The sequence below is a fragment of the Mesorhizobium sp. M7A.F.Ca.CA.002.05.1.1 genome (assembly GCF_003998335.1).
GTDB lineage: Bacteria > Pseudomonadota > Alphaproteobacteria > Rhizobiales > Rhizobiaceae > Mesorhizobium.
Genome location: NZ_RZQI01000849.1, coordinates 1 through 2,544, shown reverse-complemented (window position 1 = coordinate 2,544; position 2,544 = coordinate 1). Strand labels below are relative to the sequence as shown.

The 2,544-nt window shown below is 64.9% G+C and carries 1 protein-coding gene; it reads left to right on the top strand.

The features are described from left to right. The coding region (locus EN939_RS38250) for a beta strand repeat-containing protein (protein ID WP_206528370.1) at positions 1-2,544 on the top strand (2,544 nt) is incomplete at both ends.

The window sequence follows — 2,544 nt, the reverse complement described above, 5'->3', positions numbered from 1 at the left end:
GATCGTGATCAAGGACGGCGCCCTCAACGTGCCGACCTTCATCATCGGCGACGTCGAGGTGCCGCGCGTTGCGCTGCTGGCAGCGCTGGAAGCCAGCCATGTCGATGTCGCCTTCGGCGCCGACGGTTCCATGTCGGCCGGTCCTGGCGGTTCGAATTCAAGCGCAGGCGGAGATTTCTCGGTTCCCCCCGGCGGTATCGGCGACGGGTTCGACCTGTCGGCACTGCTGCCGCCGACTGCCTTGCAGTTCGGACTCCTGGAGCGGCGCGAACTGTTCCCGTCCATCGTCGACAGGCAGGTTTCAGTGACGGCCACGTCCTTGCTTGCCCCGACCGAAGCGGCCAGTGAAACCGGCCTCAATGGCGGCCAGACACAATCTCCCGGCAGCGACGCGCCAAGCAACGCCGAGACCTCCGGCATCGGAACGATCAGCATCGACGCGCCGGATGGAATTGGCTCGATCGTCATCAACGGCGTCACCGTCACCGGCGTCGGCCAGCAGATCCCGGGCGATTTCGGCTTCCTGACGATCGTCTCCTTCAATCCGAGCACCGGTGCCATCGAATACAACTACACGGTGACCGAATCAGTCGCTCATCCCAATCAGACGAACGGATTCGATCCCAACGACACGGTTCCGGACAATTTCAGCATCACAGTCACGGACGTTGACGGCGATTCGGCCAGCACCACCTTTGCCGTCGCCATCGTCGATGACGTGCCGACGGCGGTTGCCGATACCGACAGCATCGCGGCCGGCCAGTTTGGCCCGGCGACAGGCAATGTACTGGTTGGCGGAACAGATGCCGGCGACGCCAACGCGACGGACGGGGTTGCCGACACCAAGGGCGCCGATGGCGCAACTGTGGTTGGCGTGCAGGCCGGCAACACCAACACCGATGTCGACAATGCGGCCACGCTGAACGCGCCGATCCAGGGCAGCTACGGCACGCTGACACTGCTGGCGGACGGCTCCTACAGCTATGTGCGCGCTGCCGGCACGCCCGGCGGCGTCAACGATGTCTTCACCTACACGATCAAGGACGGCGACGGCGACACCTCGCACACCACGCTGACGATTTCGATCGGCAACTCGACGCCTGTGATCACCGACCTGACGCCGGAGGCCATCGGCGGCGACGTCGTCGTCAACGAGGCGGCGTTGAATATCGGCACGCCGGGCGGGCCTGGGTCCGATCCGGCAAGCACGGCCGAGACCGGCGCCGGCACCTTCACCGTCTCCTCTCCCGACGGCATCAACTCACTGGCGATCGACGGCAACGCCTTCATTACCAATGGCGTGTTCACGGCGGGCTCCTTCACCACCGCATTTGGCAACACGCTCAATGTGACGGCTTACAATGCCGCTACCGGCCAGGTGAGCTACATCTATACGCTGCTCGACAATGAGGCGCATGCCGCCGTCCAGGGCACCAACGACCTGTTCGAGAACTTCACCGTCACGTTGACCGACCAGGATCTGCAGAGCGCCAACGCCACGCTCTCCGTCAAAATAGTCGACGATGTGCCGGCGGCAGCGAATGAAGCCTCGCAGGCGGTTGCGGAAGGTGCTCCGGTGGTGACGGGAACACTGGACTTCGTTGCTGGCGCTGACGGCGCGACGGTGACGCATGTCAACGGCACGCTGCTGGCCTTCGATCCCGGCACGGGCTACTCGCAGTCGATCGACATCGGCGCCGGCAGCATCCAGGTGAAGGCGGACGGGTCCTACGCGTTCACGCCGGATGCCTCGGTCGACAACAGCTCGGGTCCGGTTGCGGTCAACGCCACCTATACGGTGACGGACGGCGACCTCGACACGTCGACGGCCAACATCGCCTTCACGATCACCGACGGCGCAGGCCCGGTTGCTGGGGCTCCGATCACGCTGGCGCTTGACGACCAGAACCTGAGCGACGGCTCGACGCCGGCCGGTCCGGACTCCGCCTTGAACTCGATCACCTTCACGCCGGGCTCGGATGCGATCGCCTCGATCGCCTTCGGCACCGATTTGAGCGGGCTGAACAGCGCCAACCTGACCTGGACCCGGGTGTCGGACACCCAGGTCGTCGGCAAGGACGGCGCCGTGACCGTGGTGACGCTCGATCTGTCGGTTGCCAACAATGTGGCGACGGTGACGGCGACGCTGAACAACAACTACGATGCCCATCCCGGCATCAATCTCGACGATCTGGTCAATCTGGGCCAAGTCGGCGTGGTTGCCACCGATAGCGACGGCGACCAGGCGACCGGCACGGTCAATGTGACGGTGTCCGACGACGTGCCGACGGCATCGAACGAAGCCTCGCAGGCGGTTGCGGAAGGTGCTCCGGCGGTGACGGGAACACTGGACTTCGTCGCTGGTGCCGACGGCGCGACGGTGACGCATGTCAACGGCACGCCGCTGATCTTCAATGCCGGCACGGGCTACTCGCAGTCGATCGACATCGGCGCCGGCAGCATCCAGGTGAAGGCGGACGGGTCCTACGCGTTCACGCCGGATGCCTCGGTCGACAACAGCTCGGGTCCGGTTGCGGTCAACGC